This window comes from Rathayibacter sp. PhB151, assembly GCF_004366415.1.
Lineage (GTDB): Bacteria > Actinomycetota > Actinomycetes > Actinomycetales > Microbacteriaceae > Rathayibacter > Rathayibacter festucae.
The window spans coordinates 848,694-865,809 of record NZ_SOEN01000006.1; the positions used below are offsets into that span (position 1 = coordinate 848,694).

The window sequence follows — 17,116 nt, forward strand, 5'->3', positions numbered from 1 at the left end:
GCCGGGCCCTGCCGGCGCCCCGCACCACCCCGCAGGCCCCCCCTGCACCACCCCAGTCCGCCCACCCGAGGAGAGCGCACGCGTGTCGACCAGTGGCATTCCCGATCCGCAGGAGTGTCACGACACCTCTCCCTCCACGCCGGTGCACCGCACCCGCCGCGAGGTCCGCGCCGCTGAGGCCGCCGCCGCGGCACGGGCGGCCGGTGCCGCTGTGCCGGTCGCTGCCGCGGCCGTCGCTGGGGAGCCCGTCGCAACTCCTCGCGCCACGGCCGCCCGGCGCACTCCGGCCGCCCTGCGCACTCCGGCCGCCCCGCGCACGCCCGCCGCCCCGCAGCCCGCCCGCTCCAGCGGGCTCAGCCGGCGCACCCTCGGCTTCGCCACCTTCTCGATCGTCGGCGGCCTCTTCGCCACCGCCGCGCTCCCTGCGTACGGCGCCCGCAGCACCGCGGCCACCGCGGCCGGCACCGCCACGAACCGCGCCGGCCTGCAGAACCTCACCGTCTCGTCGGAGGCGGCCGGGCAGACCGCCGTCCGCGACGCGTTCGCCGCGCCGACGCAGGCCCAGCTCGACGAGGCCAGCCGCCAGGCGGCCGTGCTGCAGAACGCGAACGGCGGCGGCTTCAGCACCGTGCAGACCCGCGCCGTCGGCGACGACTACCCGTGGCCCTACGAGACCATCGACGACAACGGCGGCGGGCTCTCCCCGCTCGGCTACTACTACCGCGAGTGCGTCGACTTCGTGGCCTGGCGCCTCAACCGCGACGCCGGCGCGACCGCCGCGCCGTGGAAGTACACCTGGGGCAACATCACCCCGATGGGCGGCAGCGCCTGGGAGTGGCCGGACAACTGGGCCGCGATGGGCTGGGCGACCAGCGCCGTCCCGATCGTCGGCTGCGTCGCCTGGTGGACCTACAACCACGTCTCCTACGTGCAGCAGGTCAACACAGACGGCACCGTCCTCCTCGAGGAGTACAACTACGGCGGCCGCCACAGCTACGTCACCCGCACCTTCCCCACGGCGCAGGTCCCCCTCTTCCTCTACCCGCCCGCCCTGTAGCGGCGGAACCCGCCGCCTCGCGGATCGCTCACCGCCTCAGCGCGGAGCCGCCCCTGCTGATCGAGCAGCCCGCGGAGCGGGCGTATCGAGATCCACCACCGCCAGCAGGACGAGTCTGCAGACCACCCCGAAGAGGACGGCGGGTTTCGATACGCCCCTGCGCGGCTACTCGACCAGCATGACGACGCGCAGCGGCCGCGCCATCCACCTTCGCGGTCTTCATGCTGATCGAGTAGCCCGCGAAGCGGGCGTATCGAGATCCACCCGCCCAGCAGGACGAGTCTGCAGGCCGCCCTGCTGAAGCTGGGCGGGTCTCGATACGCCCCTGCGGGGCTACTCGACCAGCATGAGGTCGACTCGACGGCCGAGCCTCGACCCGCGGTCGGGTGCACAACGAAGGCCGGGAAGCCCGATCGGCGGGAGAACAGATCGATTCGGGGGATTCAGCCTTACTTGTGCACGCGCGCGGACGAGAGGACGGCCAGGAGGGTCGCGAACGCCGGGGTGCGCGGGTCGATCGGGGCGTAGTGGTCGGCGTCCGGGAGCTCGACGAGGCGCGCGGAGGGGTGCGCGACGCAGTAGCGGCGGCTGTACGCGATCGGGACCTCGTCGTCGAGGGCGCCGTGCAGCAGGACGGTCGGCATCGGCGGGGCGGGGAGCCGCGCCGGGTCGAGGTCGTCGAGCGGGCCGTCCGGGCCGAGCAGCTCCGCCACGGCGCCGTCACCCAGTCGTTCGTCCGCGGCGGCACGCAGGTCGGTCACTCCGGCCAGCGAGACGACGGCGTCGACGTGCGGTGAGGGATGCGCGGCCTGCGACCAGAGCGCCAGATGGCCGCCGGCCGAGTGGCCGACCAGCACGGTGCACGACCGCTCCGCGACGGGGACCAGCGGCGGGAGCACCTCGATGGCCGCGAGGACGTCGTCGAAGGTTCCCGGCCATCCGCCGCCCGCGTCGCCGACGCGCCGGTACTCGAGTAGCAGCACCGACCAGCCGGCATCGGCGAGCGCGGCGGCCAGGGGACGCGCGTGGCTCCGGTCCCAGCGCGCCCGCCAGAAGCCTCCGTGCACGAAGAGCACGAGGCCCCGCCCCGAGCCGCGGTAGAGCTCCGCGATCTGCTCCGGCGCCTCGCCGTAGCGGAGCACCTGATCGGCCTCGCGCGCGGCGAGGTCGAGGACCCCGCTCACGCGCCGCCGTGGACCTCTCGGGACTCGCGCGCCCCCTCGACGAGCAGGTCGCGCACCGCCAGCACCACGGTCTCGACCTCCGCGAAGGAGGTGGAGAGCGGCGAGAGGCCGAGGCGGATGCCGCTGGGCGTGCGGAAGTCCGGGATGATCCCGCGCTCCCAGAGCACAGGGACCATCGCGGCGAAGTCCGGGTGGTCGACGGTGATGTGGCCGCCACGGCGCGCGGGCTCGCGGGTGGTCGACAGCTCGACGCCGAGCGGGGCGAGGTGCTCGTCGAACAGCTCGACGGCGAAGGCGGTCAGCGCGATCGACTTGGCGTGGATCGCGGGCAGGCCCGCCTCCTCGATCAGGTCGAGCATCGCCTGCATGGCGAGCATCCCGACGATCGGCGGCGTCCCGCTGAGGAAGCGGCGAATGCCGTCGGCAGGGTCGTAGTTCTCGCCCATCCGGAACGAGTCCTTGACGCCCATCCAGCCCTGGATCGGCTGCCGAGCGCCGGCGATCAGCTCGCGGCGGACGTAGAGGAAGGCGGGGGCGCCCGGGCCGCCGTTGAGGTACTTGTAGGTGCAGCCCGTCGCGAGGTCCACGCCCCAGGCGTCGAGCTCGATCGGCAGCACGCCGACGGAGTGGCAGACGTCCCAGAGCACCAGCGCGCCGTGCTCGTGCACGATGCCGGTGATCGCCGGGACGTCGGCGGCGTAGCCGGAGCGGTAGGCGACCTGGCTCAGCACGACCACGGCCGTGTCGGCGCCGACGACCGCGCGGACGTCGTCGGGGGTCGCTCCGGAGCCCGACTCGGTCTCGATCCAGCGGATCGTCGCGCCGGTCTCGGCGGCGATCCCCTCGACCACGAAGCGGTCGGTCGGGAAGTTGCCGCGATCGATGACGATCTCGGAGCGGCCGGGCCTCGCGGTCAGCGCGGTGCGGATCAGCTTGTAGAGCGAGACCGTGGTCGAGTCGCCGACGACGACCTGGCCGGGAGCGGCACCGAGCACCGATGCGCCGAGGCGGTCGCCGAGCGTCAGCGGGAGCTGGAACCAGCTGTCGTCCCAGCCGCGGATGAGGCGGGTACCCCACTCCTGCTCGACGAACGCGGCATAGCGCTCGGTCAGGACCTTCAGCGGGCGGCCGAGCGAGTTGCCGTCGACGTAGGCGGGCAGCGCCGGGTCGTCCGCGCCGACGAAGCGGGAGCGGTAGCCGGCGAGCGGGTCGAGGCGGTCGAGCTCGGCCGCGGAGGAGCGGACGGTCTGGTTGAGGGCCACGGCGGCCCTCCTCTCGTGTGGGGCGCGGATGCGGGGAGGAGCGGGACTCCTCACAGTCGCACGAGCGGGCCCCCGCGGGACAGCACTCGCGCGAGGATGGTCGGGTGACCTCCTCCGCAGCGCCCGTCCACCCTCGCCCGCGCCTGCTCCCGAGTCTCGGGGTCGGCGTCGCGGCCGGCGTGCTCGGGCTCCTGCCCTGGCTGCTCACCGGGCTGCGGCTGCCGCTGCAGAACCTCTGGGCGACCGACGTGCTCCCGGAGGAGATGCCGCTCGCGCTCCTGCCGTTCAGCCAGTACTTCCTGACGCTGATCGTCTCGGTGATCGTGGTCGGGTCGGCCCTCGCGGGACTCGCGGCCCGGGTCGGCCGGCGCCGCGGCATCGGCCCGCTCGGCGCGGCTCTCGGAGCGGTCGGCGTGCAGGTCGTCGCGCTGGTGCAGTCGGCGCTGACCGTGTCCGCCGGGCTGCGGGAGGACCGCGACTCCGACCTCTACCTCGCGGCGATCGTCGGCGGCACCGTCGCCGCGATCGCGGTCGGAGCGCTGCTCCTGCTCGTGATCGCCCGGGCGCCGCGGGCGGGGGCGGCCGTCGCGATCGCGTTCGCTGCGGTGGCCGCCGGCGGCTGGCTGACCGGAGTGGTGGCGCCGCTCAGCCGCGACGGCTCGGCCGCCGGACTCGCGCTGCTGAACGCGGTGCAGTGGCTGCCGGGGATCCTGGCCGGTCTCGCCCTCGCCTGGTGCGGGGTGCTCTCCGCCGGCCGGGTGATCGCGTGGATCGTGAGCCTCGCCGTGCTCTGGGTCGGACCGGTGCTGGTCACCGCCGTCTCGGCCGCCGCCGGCTCGCGGGTGCTGGCCCGCCATCCGCTCGAGATGCTCGACTACGCGCAGGCCGTCTTCACCAGCGCGCTGATGCTCCCGGCCGTCTCGCTCCGCACGCCCGCGACGGCCCTGGTCGTCGCCGCCCTCGGCGTCGCGGCCCTGCGCGCCTGGCACGCCCGCCGGGCGTGATCTCCTCCGCGAGATGCCACTTGTGCACGCGACACGCCGGGAAAGGCGTGCACAAGTGGCATCTCGCGGGAGGGGTCAGGACTCGAACCAGCCTCGCGGGTGGTGGTCGGCCGTCAGCGGGGTGCGCTCGCGCTTGGGGCGCGCCCACTGCACGGCGTTGGCGAGCACCCGCTTGATGTCGGGGTGGTGGTAGACGGGGTAGTCCTGGTCGCCGGGCGAGAAGTAGAACACCTTGCCCAGACCCCGGGTGTAGGTCACCCCGGAGCGGAAGACCTCGCCGCCCGAGAAGGTCGAGAGGAAGACCGTCTCCTCGGGCACCGGGATGTCGAAGTACTCGCCGTACATCTCCTGCTCGGGGATGACGATCGGGCTCGGCACGCCCTCCGCGATCGGATGCGTCGGCGCGATGGTCCAGACCAGCTCGCGGTCGTGGTCGTTCCGCCACTTCAGCGAGCAGGTGGTGCCCATCAGCGCCTGGAAGATCTTCGAGTAGTGCCCGGAGTGCAGGATCAGGATGCCCATCCCCTCCTGCACGTGCCGCAGCACCCGCTGCACGACCTCGTCCGACACCTCCGGGTGCGCGATGTGCGCCCACCAGAGCAGCACGTCGGTCTTCGCCAGCGCCTCCTCGGTCAGCCCGTGCTCGGGCTCGGGGAGCGTCGCGGTGCGCACCGAGACGGCGTCGCCGAGCGACTCGACCAGCCCGTCGGCGATCACCCGGTGGATGCCGTCGGGGTAGTGCCGCATCACGGTCTCGTCGCCGCGCGTCTCATGGCGGAACTCGTTCCAGACCAGGACCTCGAGGGGAGCGCTCATGCGACCGCCACCTCCTTCTTCTCGGCGGCGGAGCGGTAGATCGCGTCGACCACCCGGCTGCGGTGCAGCGCGTAGTCGCCGTAGTGGCCGGCGTAGCGCGGGCCGCCCGCGGGCGCGTCGGCACCCGACGCGATGGCGGCCAGGAACTCCGCGATCACCGAGCGGTGGTGACCGGCGGGCACCGGCACGTCGGGGCGCGAGACCGTGGGGGCGCCGGCGACCTCGGAGTAGAACGTGAGCGTCCCCTCCGTCGCGTAGTCGGCGACGTGCAGGCGGGCGCCGCCGGCCGAGCCGAGCAGCTCGACCTCGATGTCCTCGTGCACCTTCGAGTAGCTGGCCCAGGAGGCGTCGAGCTGCAGGCTGCGGCCGTTGTCGAGGCGGAGAAGCGCGCTGGAGAAGTCCTCGACCTCGAAGGCGTGCGTGCCGGTGGCGGCGACGCCGTGCGGGCGCCCGCCGCGGCCGGAGCGGCCGATCTCGCCGTACGCGACGGCGGAGACGCTGGTGACCCGCGGCTCGCCGAGCAGGTGCAGCGCGATGTCGAGGACGTGCGAGCCGAGGTCGATCAGCGGTCCGCCGCCGGCGAGCTCCTTGCTGGTGAACCAGGAGCCGATGCCCGGGATGCCGGTGCGCCGCTGCCAGCTCGCGCGGGCGTGGTAGATCTCGCCGAGCGGGGCGTCGTCGAGGTAGGTGCGGAGGTAGGCGACGTCGGCGCGGCGGCGGTGGTTGTAGGCGATCTCGAGGACGCGGTCGTTCGCGCGGGCCGCGTCGACCATCTCGGCGGCGAGCTCGGCGGTGGTGGCCAGCGGCTTCTCGCAGAAGACGTGCTTGCCGAGGGCGAGCGCGGCGACGGCGATCGGGTGGTGCAGGTGGTTGGGCACGCCGATCGAGACGACGTCGAGGTCGTCGCGGGCGACGAGCTCCTCCCAGTCGGCGTAGAGGTCGGGGACGCCGCGGGTGGCGCCGAGCTCGCGCAGGCGCTCCTCCTCCTGGCCGGCGAGCGCGACGACCCGCGCACCGGGGAGGGCCTGGAAGGCGTCGAGGTGGGTGGTGCCGGCGAAGCCGAGGCCGACGACGCCGACGCGCAGCTCCCCCGGGGTCTCGGTCGTACCTGTGTTCTCGGTCATGCCGTCGAGCCTAGTCGAATTGATTCGACTCCTCGATAAAGTGACCGCCCGCGGAGCCCCTCCCGCGCCGGTCCGCTACAGCTCGTGGCGCTCGTCGGCCGGGGCGCGCAGCAGGAGCTTGCAGTCGACCGGCGGCGAGGTGAGCGTCGCGCCGGAGGGAGTGGTCGCCGTGAACTCGCCGGAATCGCGGATCCAGCCCGCCTCGAGGTCGTCCGCGGTGACCGTCCGATGCTCGTCGACGAGCCGGTACTCGCCCTCGGGCTTGATCCGGGCGTCCTGCCGGCCGAACTCGGCGAGCGAGACCGTGAGCGGGACATCCCCGGTGTTCGCGAGGACGGAGGTGATCCGGATCGGCGTGCCGACGGTCACCGGCCGGTCCGGCTCCAGGACGAGCTCGGCGCGGACCGTGACGGTCAGCTCGGGATGCTCGGCCGCCGGGGTGGACACGACCGCCGGCGGCGCGGGGATGGCGGGTTCCGCGGCGTGGGCGGCGGTCGAGGCGGTGCCGGCCGTGCCGAGGATCAGAGCGAGGCCGGCGGCCGCGAGGCCGGTCGTGGAGGAACGGCCGCCGGTGCGCGCGACGCGGGGACGAGAGGACATGGATGCTCCTAGAGGGACGCGGTTCGGGCTCGGGGCGGAGCGCCGACAGCGTTGCAGAGGGAGCGGCCGGGTGTCTCCTTTCTGACGCGCACCGGTCGGATCGGCGGAGATCGTGCGGCGAGCGTGCTGATGGGCCGCCTGCGGCGCCTGCTCCGTGGGGCCTCCGCGGGCTGCTCGATCAGCAGGGGAAGGGCCGGCAGGAGTACGGCAGGTCCGCGCACCATGCTGGTCGAGTAGCCCGCAGGGGCGTATCGAGACCCACCGTCGTGAGCACGGTGGATCTCGATACGCCCGCTTCGCGGGCTACTCGATCAACATGGTTCGATCAGCAGGCAGGGGCGCGCTGCAGGCGCACGGCGATGTACTCGCGGCCCGGCAGGTCGATGCGGAAGCGGCCCGAGTAGGTGCCGGGCAGGCGCTCGATCGTCATCGCCCAGGTGTCGAGGACATCGACCGTGTACGAGACGTCGGGCTCGAGCAGGAAGCGGCGGTAGGTCGGCCGGTCGAAGCCGAAGTAGTAGAGGTAGTACTCGCCCTCGACGCCGGCGCGCGGCACGTCCCAGTCGAGCGGGATCGGCTCGAGGCCGCGAGCGGGCCCCCCTGCCAGCACCGACTCCAGGAACGCGATCCGCGCCGGGCTCGTCCCCCGCAGCTCGCCGCCCTTCGACCACCAGAGCACGTCGTCCGGGTGCACGTAGGTCTCGCCGTGGCCGACGTAGCCGCCGCGCAGCGCGCCCTCCCAGAACCGCCGCACCAGCTCCTCGCCGGTGATGTTGCCCCAGCCCTGGTCGATGTCGCCCTCGTAGGCGCACTCGTCGATCACGACCGGCTTGCCCCAGCGGCGCCACTCGGTCGTCATCTCGGCCGTCTTGTAGACGTCCTGCCGCTGGATGCTGGCGTGCGTGATCCACGGGCGGGAGTGGTCGTAGAACTCGCGGCAGTTGTGGATCGAGAGCAGGTGCCGCGACGGGTCGTCCTCCCCCACGATCCGGGCGAAGCGCTCCCAGTCCTCCTCCGTCTTCTCGAACAGCAGGTCGTACTCGTTCGCGAGCGACCACCAGACGTTCGCGAACGAGGCGAGCCGCGCCACGGCGTAGCGCACGTAGCGGTCGTCGGCGACGGCGTCCATCGTCGAGAAGCCCCAGCGGTCGTAGGCGTGGAAGAGGATGAGGTCCGCCTCGATGCCCAGCTCGCCGAGCTGCTCGATCCGCCGCTCGAGGTGCGCCCAGAACTCCGGATCGAAGCGCTGCCAGTCGAATCCCGCCTCGGGCGAGCCCTCGAACGGATAGAGCACCGGCTCGTTCTCGTTGAAGAGGTACGACTTCGGGAAGACGCACATCCGCATCTTGGTGAAGGGGGCGGTGGCGAGCGCGGCGAGCGTCCGCTCCTCCAGCGCGTCGCCCTGGTGCGTCCAGGCGTAGGAGGTGGTGCCCAGCGGGCGGTGCCGGGTGCCGTCGGCGTGCGCGAAGTGGAAGATGTCGGCCACCCGCACCGGGCCGTGCTGCCCCGCCACCGCCGCGGTCACCGAGACGGAGCCGGTGACGCCGTCGAGCGAGCGGGCGCTGCTCGAGGTGGTCCAGGCGTACTCGCCGGGTGCCTCCGGCATCCAGCGCAGCCGGTACACGCCGTCGCCGTCGTAGAAGCCGGGCACGCGCACCGAGCCGTCGGGTCCGTCGACGATCGCCGACAGCGCGACGTCGACGTACGGATTGCCGTGCGCGGGCCCGCGCAGCTCGATCTCGAACCGCCCGAAGACGGAGGCGTCGGCCGGCGCGGACACGACGGCCGAGGCCAGCGGGACGTCCGCGCCCTCGTAGTCGCCGGAGGGCTCGACGTACCGCTCCTGCTCGCGGACCGGGGCGGGCTCCTCGGTCGGTATTGCGGCGACCTCGGCGAGCAGCGCCTCGCGCTCGGTCTCGTCGAGCGACTCTTCCGTGTCGACGACGAGGCCGATCGGATACCCGTGCAGGGTGTGCAGGATCGAGGAGTGCACCAGCCCGGGGAGGCGGCGCTCGACGATCGCGTGCCCGCGCGGGTCGCGGAGGACCTCGAACAGGCGCGTCTCGCGCGAGAACCGCTCGGCGGTGTCGGTGGTGTGCGGCACGGTCAGCCCTTCACGGCGCCGGCGAAGGCGCCCTCGACGAAGTAGCGCTGGAACATCAGGTAGACGATCAGCACGGGGAAGACGGACATGATGGTGAAGGCGTTCAACGGCCCGTACGAGCTGGTGAACTGCGACTGGAAGCCCTGCAGCGCGAGCGGGATCGTCCACGAGTCCTGGCTCTGCAGCAGCGCGAGGGCGATGGAGTACTCGTTCCAGGTGGAGACGAAGTCGAGGATGAACAGCGCGGCGAGCGCCGGGCGGGCCAGCGGGAGGATGATCGTCAGGAACAGCCGCCAGTTGCCGGCGCCGTCGATCCGCGCGCTCTCGTCGATCTCCTCCGGGATCTGCCGGAAGAAGCCGTAGAGGATGAAGGTCTGGTAGGGCAGGCCGAACGCGATGTACGGCAGGATGATCCCGAAATTGCTGCTCAGCAGCCCCAGCCCGTTGATCACCTGGAAGAGCGGGGCGATCGCGACCTGGATCGGGACCATCGCGCCGAGCGCGATCACGCCCATCAGCAGGCGCTGCCGGCGGAACCGCATCCGCGCCAGGGCGAAGGCCGCGGCCGCCGAGACGAACAGGCCGATCGGCACCTTGAAGAGCGCGATGATCAGGCTGTTGCCGCCCGCGGTGAGCAGGTTGCCGCGGTCGAGCGCCTCGACGTAGTTGCCGAAGTCGGGCGACCACGGCGGCACGAAGGCCGGGGTGCTGAAGATGTCGGCCTCGCTCTTCAGCGAGGTGAAGACCATGAAGATCAGCGGGACGGCCCAGATCAGGACCGCGAAGACCAGCGCGATCCAGAGGCCGATCCGGATGTAGTCGCGGCCGCCGACCGGGCGGCGCGTGCGCTTGGCCGGCGCGACGAGGCCGGGCGCGCTGGTCGGGATGCTCGTGACGCTCATGAGTTCTTCTCCTGACGAGCCGTCCACACCATGTACGGGACGACGATGACGAGGGTGATCACGAGCAGGACGGTGGCGATCGCGTTGCCCTGGCCGTACTCGTGGTTGTTGAAGGACTGCTGGAACGACCACAGCGCGAGCACCTGCGTCTGCTGCGCCGGGCCGCCGCCGGTCATGCCGACGATCAGGTCGAACACCTTGATCGAGTTGATGATCGTGAGGACCACGACGATGACCGTGGTCGGCCGCAGCGCCGGGATCGTCACGTTGCGGAACACCTGCCAGGCGTTCGCGCCGTCGAGCCGGGCCGCCTCGACGTGATCGGGCGAGACGCTCTGCAGGCCGGCGAGGAAGAGCACCATGTTCGTGCCCGCGATCTGCCAGACGAAGGCCGCGAAGATCGAGTAGAGCGCGAGGTTCTTGTCCCCGAGCCACTGCACCTCGGCCAGCCACGGCAGGTCGAACAGCTGGGCGAGGTTCACGCCCACGCCGTAGTTCGGGTTGTACATCCAGCGCCACATGTTCGCGATGGCGATCGGCGCGAGCACGCCCGGGATGTAGAAGAGCGAGCGGAAGGCGTTGCGGCCGAACAGCGGGCGGTTCAGCGCCAGCGCCATCACCAGCCCGAGGCCGACCGGGATGAAGAGCGACAGCACCACCCAGATCAGGGTGTTCGAGAACGCGGTCCAGAACACCGGGTCCTGGGTGAAGATGCGGACGTAGTTCTGCAGTCCGACGAAGACCTGCGGGGCGCCCTGGAAGCCGGACCACTCGAAGAAGCTGAGCCGCACCGACTCGAGCGAGGGGCCGACCACGAAGACGAGGTAGGCGGCGAGCGCCGGCGCGAGGAACGGCAGGGCCGCGACGAAGCCGGTGCCGCCGAAGCGGGCGAGGGCGCGGCGGCGCGGATGCTTCCTCCGCGGCTGCTCCGGCGCGGACTGCCGGGGGCGGGCGGGGGTGGATGTCGTCATGGCGGACCTCTCGGACGTCTCGGACACGGGGTGCTCGGGCACGGCGGCGCTCGGGCGGAGGGGACGCGCGGCCCCCTCCGCCCCGGGCGTCACTGCTGGTCGATGAACTTCTGGAACTCGGCGCCGGCGTCGGCCGGGTCGAGGTCGCCGGTCGCGACCAGGTTCTGGATGCGCCAGTACTCCGTGGTCTGCGACTGCGAGAGGTTCTGGTCGTTGTTCATGTAGACGCCCGTGGCCGCCTCGGTGATCGGGTTCCAGAGGGCGTCGAAGGCGCTCTGGTCCTCGGGGGTGACGTCGACGTTGACCGAGCGGCTGCCGAAGGTGGCGATGAACGTGGCCTGCGCCTCGGCCGAGGTCAGGTAGTCGAGGAACTTCGCGGCCTCGTCGGCGTGCTCCGAGTTCGCGGAGATGTAGTTGTTCTCGTTGAAGCCGTAGATGCGGTCGGTGCCCGTGGGGAAGGCGAAGATGCCGACCGAGTCCTCGGACATGCCGGCGTCGCGGATCTGCTGGTTGAACCAGTCGCCCTCGATCGCCATGGCCGCCTTGCCGGCGAAGAAGAGCGAGCTCGACTCGTCGTTGTTGATCGAGATGAAGCCGTCGTTGACGTAGTCCTTCGTCCAGGTGGCGAACTCGGTGAAGGTGTCGGTGACGCAGGACTCGTCGGCCCAGCTCGCCTCGCCGGTGACGAGGGCCTGATAGCCGTCGGCGCCGCACTCGGTCTCGAGCAGGCTGTCGAGCAGGCGCATCACGTGCCAGTTGACGGTGCCGCCGAACTCGAACGGGGTGATGCCCGCGTCCTTCAGCTTCCCGGCGTCCTCGACCAGCTCGTCGTAGCTGGTGGGCGCGGCGTCGATGCCGGCCTGCTCGAAGAGGTCCTTGTTGTAGAAGACCGCCTCGGTGCGCTGGGTGTACGGCACGCCGTCGTAGCCGCCGTACTGGGTGACGGTGGACATCGTGGTGTCGGAGAAGCGGTCGGCCCAGCCGTACTCGTCGTAGTACTCCTTCAGGTCCAGGCTCGCGCCGGCGTCGATGAACTCGCCGCCGAGACCGGGGCCCGCCCAGGAGAAGAAGAGGTCGGGGGCGCCGCTCGTGCCGAGCGTGGTGCGCAGCGCGTCCTTGTGCGCGTCCACCGCCCGCTGCTCGACCTTGACGGTGATGTCGGGGTTCGCCTCCTCGAAGTCGCTGACGATCTGGTTGATCGTCGCGTTCGCGGAGTCGGCCGACTCGGTGAGCTTGAACCAGGTGATCTCGGTCTTCCCGCCGGAGTCGCCGCCGCTCGCGGAGCAGCCGGCCAGGCCTGCGAGGAGGAGGGCGCCCGTGGCGAGGGCGACGGATCGGGTCAGAGCACGGGATCGGGTCAGAGCACGGGATCGGGTCAGAGCACTGGAACGGGTCAGAGCACGCATCTTCGCGTCCTTTCGCTGCTCGACATCGCAGCAGCGCGACATCGACGTCGGATCCGCCGATCGGGGCCGGGACTGGAGCTCCAGCGGCGGTGGATGAGGGATACGTTATCGATAACACATTCGGGCGACAATGCGCGCAACCGGTTGATGGGTCACGATCGGGTAACGGCGATCGGCTCGGAACCGGCTCAGTAGAGTGAGCGGGTCGCCGCCAGGGAGGGAGCCTCGATGTCGAGCACGTTCCCGCCCCGCGCACGGCCGAGCATGGCCGACGTCGGGCGGCATGCGGAGGTCTCGGCGCAGACCGTCTCCCGCTTCTTCACCGGTGGCTACGTCGCTCCGGCGACGCGGGTGCGGATCGAGGCGGCCATCGCCGAGCTCGGCTACCGGCACAACCGCGTCGCCCGGAACCTCCGGGTCCAGCGCACCGACACCGTCGGCTTCCTCGCGATGGGGCCGCTGAACTACGGGCACTCCGAGCTGCTGACCGGAGTGAGCCGGGCGGCGCGCGCCGAAGGGCTCTCGCTGATCACGGCCCTGCTCGAGGTCGGGCCGGACGCCCCCGGCGCCCGCGAGGAGATGCGGCACGCGGTCGACAAGCTGCTCTCCTTCCAGGTCGACGGGATCATCGTCGGCACGCCCTACGGCGGACTCGACGAGCTGGTCGAGTACATCGCCGCCTCGGTGCCGGTCGTGACGCGCTCCGAGCGCGGCGGCCCCGCGGGCGACTCGACCTACGCCGACTCCTACGGCGCCGGCTACCTCGGCACCCGGCACCTGCTCGAGCTCGGGCACCGGCGGATCCTGCACCTCGCGGGCCCGGGCGACCGCAACGAGGCCGTCGACCGCGAGCGCGGCTACCTGGCGGCGCTGACGGAGGCGGGGGTCGCCCCGCTCGAGGTGCTGCGCTGTGCGGAGTGGGACGCCGAGTCGGGAGCCGCGCAGGGCCGGGCCGTCGATCCGCAGTCCTTCACCGCGGTCTCGGCCGCCAACGACCAGATCGCGCTCGGCTTCCTCCGCGCGATGGCGGAGCGCGGCCGGACGGCGCCCGGCGACTACTCGATCGTCGGCGTCGACGACATGCCGGACTCCGCGTACTACTCGCCGCCGCTGACGACGATGCACCTCGACCACCAGCTGCTGGGCGAGAAGGCCCTGCAGATGCTGGCCGCGCGCATCCGCACCGGCGAGCGCCAGGAGCGGACCGCGGTCACCGCCCGCCTGGTGCTGCGCTCGTCGACGGCGCCGCTGCGCTGACGCGCGGTCTCCTCGTAAAAGATCACTTCATACGGATGGGAGAACCATGCTGATCGAGTAGCCCGCGGAGCGGGCGTATCGAGATCCACCACCGTCGGAACGCGAGTCTGCAGAACCGCCCTGCTGACGGTGGTGGGTCTCGATACGCCCCTGCGGGGCTACTCGACCAGCATGAAAGGGGCGCCGCGCGTCCTTTCCCTCACCACCGAGACGCGAAGCGACTTCGCCGCTCGAGACGACGCTGCGCGGCACTCGACCAGCACGGGGTGCGGCTCGACCGGTGTGCTGCCGGCCTCGTGAGTCCGCTGCGTGCCCGTCTACGGGAGGCGGATCAGGCGGGCTCCCCGGACCTCCAGGTGGACGAGCGCTCCCTCCGGAGTACGGCCCGACATTTGGGTGATGCTCGAGACGCGCCTCGTCTCGAGATCGTGCGCGGACAGCGTCGTGGACCGGGTGAGGGTCCGGGTCTCGCCCGGCGCGAGGAAGACCCGCTCCTTCCCGCCGCGCAGCCGCACGTCCTGCAGCTCGACGTCGCCGGTGTTGGTGACCGTCACGGTCCACGTCACTCTCGTGCCGATCCTCGGCTTCTCCCCCGGAGCGAGGGCCGGCGAGCCGGCGACGCGGCCGGCGAGCCCGGGCACCGTGGGGTGCTCGACCGCGGGGGTCGGTGTCGGCGTGGGCGTCGGCGTCGGCGTGGACGTGGGCGTGGCAGTCGGAGTCGGCGCAGGGGTCGGCGTCACGGCGGGGATCGGCAGACGATAGGAGTAGTCGGGACTCGCGTACGAGCCGGTGGGAGTGGGGATCCGGCCGAAGCTCCCCGCGGTCTCCGCGTATCCCCTGTCGAGATCCTGCTGCGTGACCGTCCTGTTCTGGACGACGTCCGTCGACCGCCCCGGCTCGATCCGGGTGCCGGCCAGGGTGAGCGGGACGTCGCCGGTGTTCGCGACATGCAGCGTGTACTGCACCGGAACGCCGACCTGCACCGTCTCGCCCGGCTTGATGAGGAACTTGCCGGTGACGGTGATCGTCATCCCGGGATGCTCGACCACGGGTCCCGCCGACGGAGCGGACGTCGGCGTGGGGACGGTCGTCGGCGACGGGGCGGCGGTCGGCGCGGGAGCAGGAGGCCCGGGGTCCACCGTCGGCGTCGCACCCGGAATCGGGATCCGGACGGAGTAGGACGGAGTGGTGTAGAAACCGGTCGGCGTGGGCACCCGCCCGAGGCTCCCCTCGACCTGCACGAAGCCCTGCTTCAACTGCTCCGGACTGGCGTCCGCGATCAGGGGGAGGTCGACCGAGTGGCCGGGCTGGAGCAGCATCCCCTCGATGACGAGTGGGACATCACCCGTGTTCACGACGTGGCGGAAGATGTGCAACGGGGTCTCGACCGAGACCGTCTCCCCCGGCCTCAGGTCGAAGCGTCCGGTGACGGTGATCGTGATCCCGGGGTGCTCGACCGCGACGGACGGCTGTGGACCGGCGCCGGGGATCCGGAGGAAGTACTCGGCGATGGAGTACGGGACGGTCGCGCCCGCGGGGGTCCTCAGGTTGCCCTCGTCGCCGGCCGTCCGGACGACCCCGAGGACGAGGTCCTCCGGTTCGACAGTGCGATTCTCGATCCATTCGTACGTCGCACCGACGGCGAGCTCCTCCCGGAGGCCCTTCAACGGGACATCGCCGGTGTTCGTCCAGCGGTAGGTGAACGTGACCGGGGTGCCGACCACGATCGGCCGGCCCGGCTCGACGACGAACGCTCCGGTCACACTCGTCTCGACGGCGGGGCGCTCGGCCGCCTGGGTCGGCACCGAGGATGACGGGACGGGATCAGCGGCCTGAGCGGTGGTCGCCGCCGCGCCGAGCAGCGCGACGGTCATCAGGACGGAGGCGGCGGCCGCGGGGCCGCGGTGGCGACGGCGGGAGCGGAGAGGCCGGGGGCGAGGACGGGACACGGGTGCTCCTCAGGGGTGGCGAGCGGGGTTCGGGGGTCGAGCCCGGACAGGGTCGCACCCCGGCCGCGCTCGCGCCCAACCTCTGACACCGACGCGGCAGAACGGCACGGATCGTGCGGCGCAGCTGGACCTCAGCTGCGCGCGGACTCCACGGCGGACAGGCGCACGCCTAACTCGGCCAGGTCGCGGCGCACCACCGGGGCCTCGAGCGCGTCGCGGTCGGCGGCGTCGTAGGCGCCGGCGAAGGCCTCCAGCTGGCGGTGCAGCTCGGTGCGCGCGGTGCCGCGGGCGACGGGCTCGAGGCGCTGCGCCAGGCGGACGCCGGCGCGGACGACGAGCGGCTGGTCCAGCGCGTAGGCGCGCAGGGCGAGGTAGACCTCGGCCAGGAGGTCCGCGGCGGTCGGCCAGGTGCACCACAGCCGGGCGACGCCGTCGGCGTCGCGGAAGCGGGTGCGCGGGCCGTCGCCCCGGCAGAGCTCGACGAGCGCGCCGGTCAGGGCGTCGAGCGCGCTGACCGCGGTGTACGGGTCGTTGGTGCCGGTCGCCAGGCCGCGGACGCCGATCTCGACGACCTGCTGCACGGCGTAGCGGAGGTCCTGGTGCGGGGTGCGCGCGTCGGCGATCACCACCGCGGCGAGCGCCGCCTCCTCGAGGTCGCTCCCGCCGACGAGCTCGAGCACGGGGTCGCCGGCCAGGACGTGGTCGCCGGGTGAGGCGAGCATCCGCAGCACCGCGTCGTGGCGGGCGCCGAGCGCGACGAGGCGCTCGAACTCGAGCTGCTCGACGTAGCCGGAGCGGGGTGCCGTCAGCACGACACCGCCGGCGGGGAACGGCTCCTCGCGCCGGTCCGGCTCGTCCTCGTCGCCCGACAGCTCCGCGATGACGTCCTCGAGCTCGCCGAGCACGCGCTTCTGCAGCGTGGTCACCTGCACCGACAGCGCGATGTGGTGGATGAAGTAGACCAGCACCGCGACGTCGCCGACGGCCAGCACCACGGCGAAGCCGACCGCGACGACGGGCACGAAGGCGAGGGTGGCATCCTCCTCGGTGTGCACCGAGCGGAGCACGATCAGCGAGTAGAGGAACGTCGAGGTCAGCACCGCGAGGACGACCTGGTTGCCGCGGTCGGCCATGAAGTTGCGGACCAGCCGGGGCCCGTAGGCGGAGGAGGTGGTGGCGAGGACGGAGATCGTGATCGAGAACGAAGTCGCGGCGACCCCGAGCATCGTGCCGCCGATCGCGGAGAGGATCGCCCGGCCGCCGGTGGCGGAGAGGTCCTCGACGAGGGGGAGGTCCTGGATGCCCGCGCGGATGAGCAGCCGGTCGAGCTCGATCAGCCCGAACGCCAGGGCGATCGCGAGGACGCCGAACAGGGTGGGCAGGAACCAGAACGATTCGCGGGCGTGCAGGAGCCGGGAGCGCATCCTCGAAGGCTAGACGGGTGGGCGGGTCTCGATACGCCCTGCGGGCTACTCGACCG

The 17,116-nt window shown here is 72.1% G+C and carries 14 protein-coding genes; 3 read left to right on the forward strand and 11 right to left on the reverse strand.

All coding sequences use genetic code 11. The features are described from left to right. Nucleotides 1–142: 142 nt before the first annotated feature. Nucleotides 143–1,057: a CHAP domain-containing protein gene (locus EDF35_RS04670; protein ID WP_133960892.1), complete on the forward strand. Its 915-nt coding sequence runs from the start codon at nucleotides 143–145 to the stop codon at nucleotides 1,055–1,057. A gap of 449 nt (nucleotides 1,058–1,506) precedes the next feature. Here EDF35_RS04670 and EDF35_RS04675 read toward each other — a convergent pair whose 3' ends face one another. Together EDF35_RS04675 and EDF35_RS04680 are read right to left on the reverse strand one after the other, a co-directional pair. Beyond that, nucleotides 1,507–2,241 carry an alpha/beta fold hydrolase gene (locus tag EDF35_RS04675; protein ID WP_133960893.1) on the reverse strand — a complete coding sequence of 245 codons (735 nt, stop codon included), beginning with the start codon at nucleotides 2,239–2,241 and terminating at the stop codon, nucleotides 1,507–1,509. Next, on the reverse strand, nucleotides 2,238–3,503 hold the full coding sequence (locus EDF35_RS04680; protein WP_133960894.1) for an aminotransferase class V-fold PLP-dependent enzyme: 1,266 nt from the start codon (nucleotides 3,501–3,503) through the stop codon (nucleotides 2,238–2,240). Before EDF35_RS04680 ends, EDF35_RS04675 begins: the two co-directional genes overlap by 4 nt. A 104-nt stretch (nucleotides 3,504–3,607) precedes the next feature. Here EDF35_RS04680 and EDF35_RS04685 point away from each other — a divergent pair, with 104 nt between their 5' ends. Next, complete coding sequence (locus EDF35_RS04685) at nucleotides 3,608–4,507, forward strand: hypothetical protein (protein ID WP_133960895.1); 900 nt, start codon at nucleotides 3,608–3,610, stop codon at nucleotides 4,505–4,507. 75 nt (nucleotides 4,508–4,582) lie between these two features. Here the strand turns inward: EDF35_RS04685 and EDF35_RS04690 are convergent, their stop codons facing one another. The 7 genes from EDF35_RS04690 to EDF35_RS04720 all read right to left on the reverse strand — a co-directional run bounded on the left by EDF35_RS04690 (nucleotide 4,583) and on the right by EDF35_RS04720 (nucleotide 12,430). After that, nucleotides 4,583–5,323, reverse strand: a complete 741-nt coding sequence (locus EDF35_RS04690) for a ThuA domain-containing protein (protein WP_133960896.1) — start codon at nucleotides 5,321–5,323, stop codon at nucleotides 4,583–4,585. Continuing rightward, nucleotides 5,320–6,447, reverse strand: a complete 1,128-nt coding sequence (locus EDF35_RS04695) for a Gfo/Idh/MocA family oxidoreductase (protein ID WP_133960897.1) — start codon at nucleotides 6,445–6,447, stop codon at nucleotides 5,320–5,322. The genes EDF35_RS04690 and EDF35_RS04695 overlap by 4 nt, the downstream gene beginning before the upstream one ends. 75 nt (nucleotides 6,448–6,522) lie before the next feature. Continuing rightward, nucleotides 6,523–7,047 carry a hypothetical protein gene (locus EDF35_RS04700; protein ID WP_133960898.1) on the reverse strand — a complete coding sequence of 175 codons (525 nt, stop codon included), beginning with the start codon at nucleotides 7,045–7,047 and terminating at the stop codon, nucleotides 6,523–6,525. Nucleotides 7,048–7,372: 325 nt separating this feature from the next. Further along, on the reverse strand, nucleotides 7,373–9,151 hold the full coding sequence (locus tag EDF35_RS04705; RefSeq protein ID WP_243839845.1) for a DUF5605 domain-containing protein: 1,779 nt from the start codon (nucleotides 9,149–9,151) through the stop codon (nucleotides 7,373–7,375). 2 nt (nucleotides 9,152–9,153) lie between these two features. Continuing rightward, nucleotides 9,154–10,053: a carbohydrate ABC transporter permease gene (locus EDF35_RS04710; protein WP_123705724.1), complete on the reverse strand. Its 900-nt coding sequence runs from the start codon at nucleotides 10,051–10,053 to the stop codon at nucleotides 9,154–9,156. Beyond that, nucleotides 10,050–11,024 (reverse strand): sugar ABC transporter permease, encoded by a 975-nt coding sequence (locus EDF35_RS04715; RefSeq protein WP_123705725.1) that lies wholly within the window; start codon nucleotides 11,022–11,024, stop codon nucleotides 10,050–10,052. Before EDF35_RS04715 ends, EDF35_RS04710 begins: the two co-directional genes overlap by 4 nt. A gap of 89 nt (nucleotides 11,025–11,113) precedes the next feature. Continuing rightward, nucleotides 11,114–12,430, reverse strand: a complete 1,317-nt coding sequence (locus EDF35_RS04720; RefSeq protein ID WP_133960899.1) for an extracellular solute-binding protein — start codon at nucleotides 12,428–12,430, stop codon at nucleotides 11,114–11,116. Nucleotides 12,431–12,658: 228 nt separating this feature from the next. Here EDF35_RS04720 and EDF35_RS04725 point away from each other — a divergent pair, with 228 nt between their 5' ends. Further along, nucleotides 12,659–13,687, forward strand: coding sequence for a LacI family DNA-binding transcriptional regulator (locus tag EDF35_RS04725; RefSeq protein ID WP_123731771.1), 1,029 nt, complete (start codon nucleotides 12,659–12,661; stop codon nucleotides 13,685–13,687). 317 nt (nucleotides 13,688–14,004) lie between these two features. On the opposite strand, the gene EDF35_RS20660 is transcribed toward EDF35_RS04725, so the two are convergent. Further along, nucleotides 14,005–15,636 carry a hypothetical protein gene (locus EDF35_RS20660; protein ID WP_148059210.1) on the reverse strand — a complete coding sequence of 544 codons (1,632 nt, stop codon included), beginning with the start codon at nucleotides 15,634–15,636 and terminating at the stop codon, nucleotides 14,005–14,007. Between the two features lie 131 nt (nucleotides 15,637–15,767). Then, complete coding sequence (locus tag EDF35_RS04745) at nucleotides 15,768–17,060, reverse strand: DUF2254 domain-containing protein (protein ID WP_123705730.1); 1,293 nt, start codon at nucleotides 17,058–17,060, stop codon at nucleotides 15,768–15,770. Nucleotides 17,061–17,116 lie beyond the last annotated feature (56 nt).

Coding starts and splice junctions, on each gene's coding strand:
- EDF35_RS04710 (WP_123705724.1), bottom strand. CDS start 10,053: ATGAGCGTCACGAGCATCCCGACCAGCGCGCCCGGCCTCGTCGCGCCG.
- EDF35_RS04690 (WP_133960896.1), bottom strand. CDS start 5,323: ATGAGCGCTCCCCTCGAGGTCCTGGTCTGGAACGAGTTCCGCCATGAG.
- EDF35_RS04695 (WP_133960897.1), bottom strand. CDS start 6,447: ATGACCGAGAACACAGGTACGACCGAGACCCCGGGGGAGCTGCGCGTC.
- EDF35_RS04725 (WP_123731771.1), top strand. CDS start 12,659: ATGTCGAGCACGTTCCCGCCCCGCGCACGGCCGAGCATGGCCGACGTC.
- EDF35_RS04720 (WP_133960899.1), bottom strand. CDS start 12,430: ATGCGTGCTCTGACCCGTTCCAGTGCTCTGACCCGATCCCGTGCTCTG.
- EDF35_RS04715 (WP_123705725.1), bottom strand. CDS start 11,024: ATGACGACATCCACCCCCGCCCGCCCCCGGCAGTCCGCGCCGGAGCAG.
- EDF35_RS04745 (WP_123705730.1), bottom strand. CDS start 17,060: ATGCGCTCCCGGCTCCTGCACGCCCGCGAATCGTTCTGGTTCCTGCCC.
- EDF35_RS04700 (WP_133960898.1), bottom strand. CDS start 7,047: ATGTCCTCTCGTCCCCGCGTCGCGCGCACCGGCGGCCGTTCCTCCACG.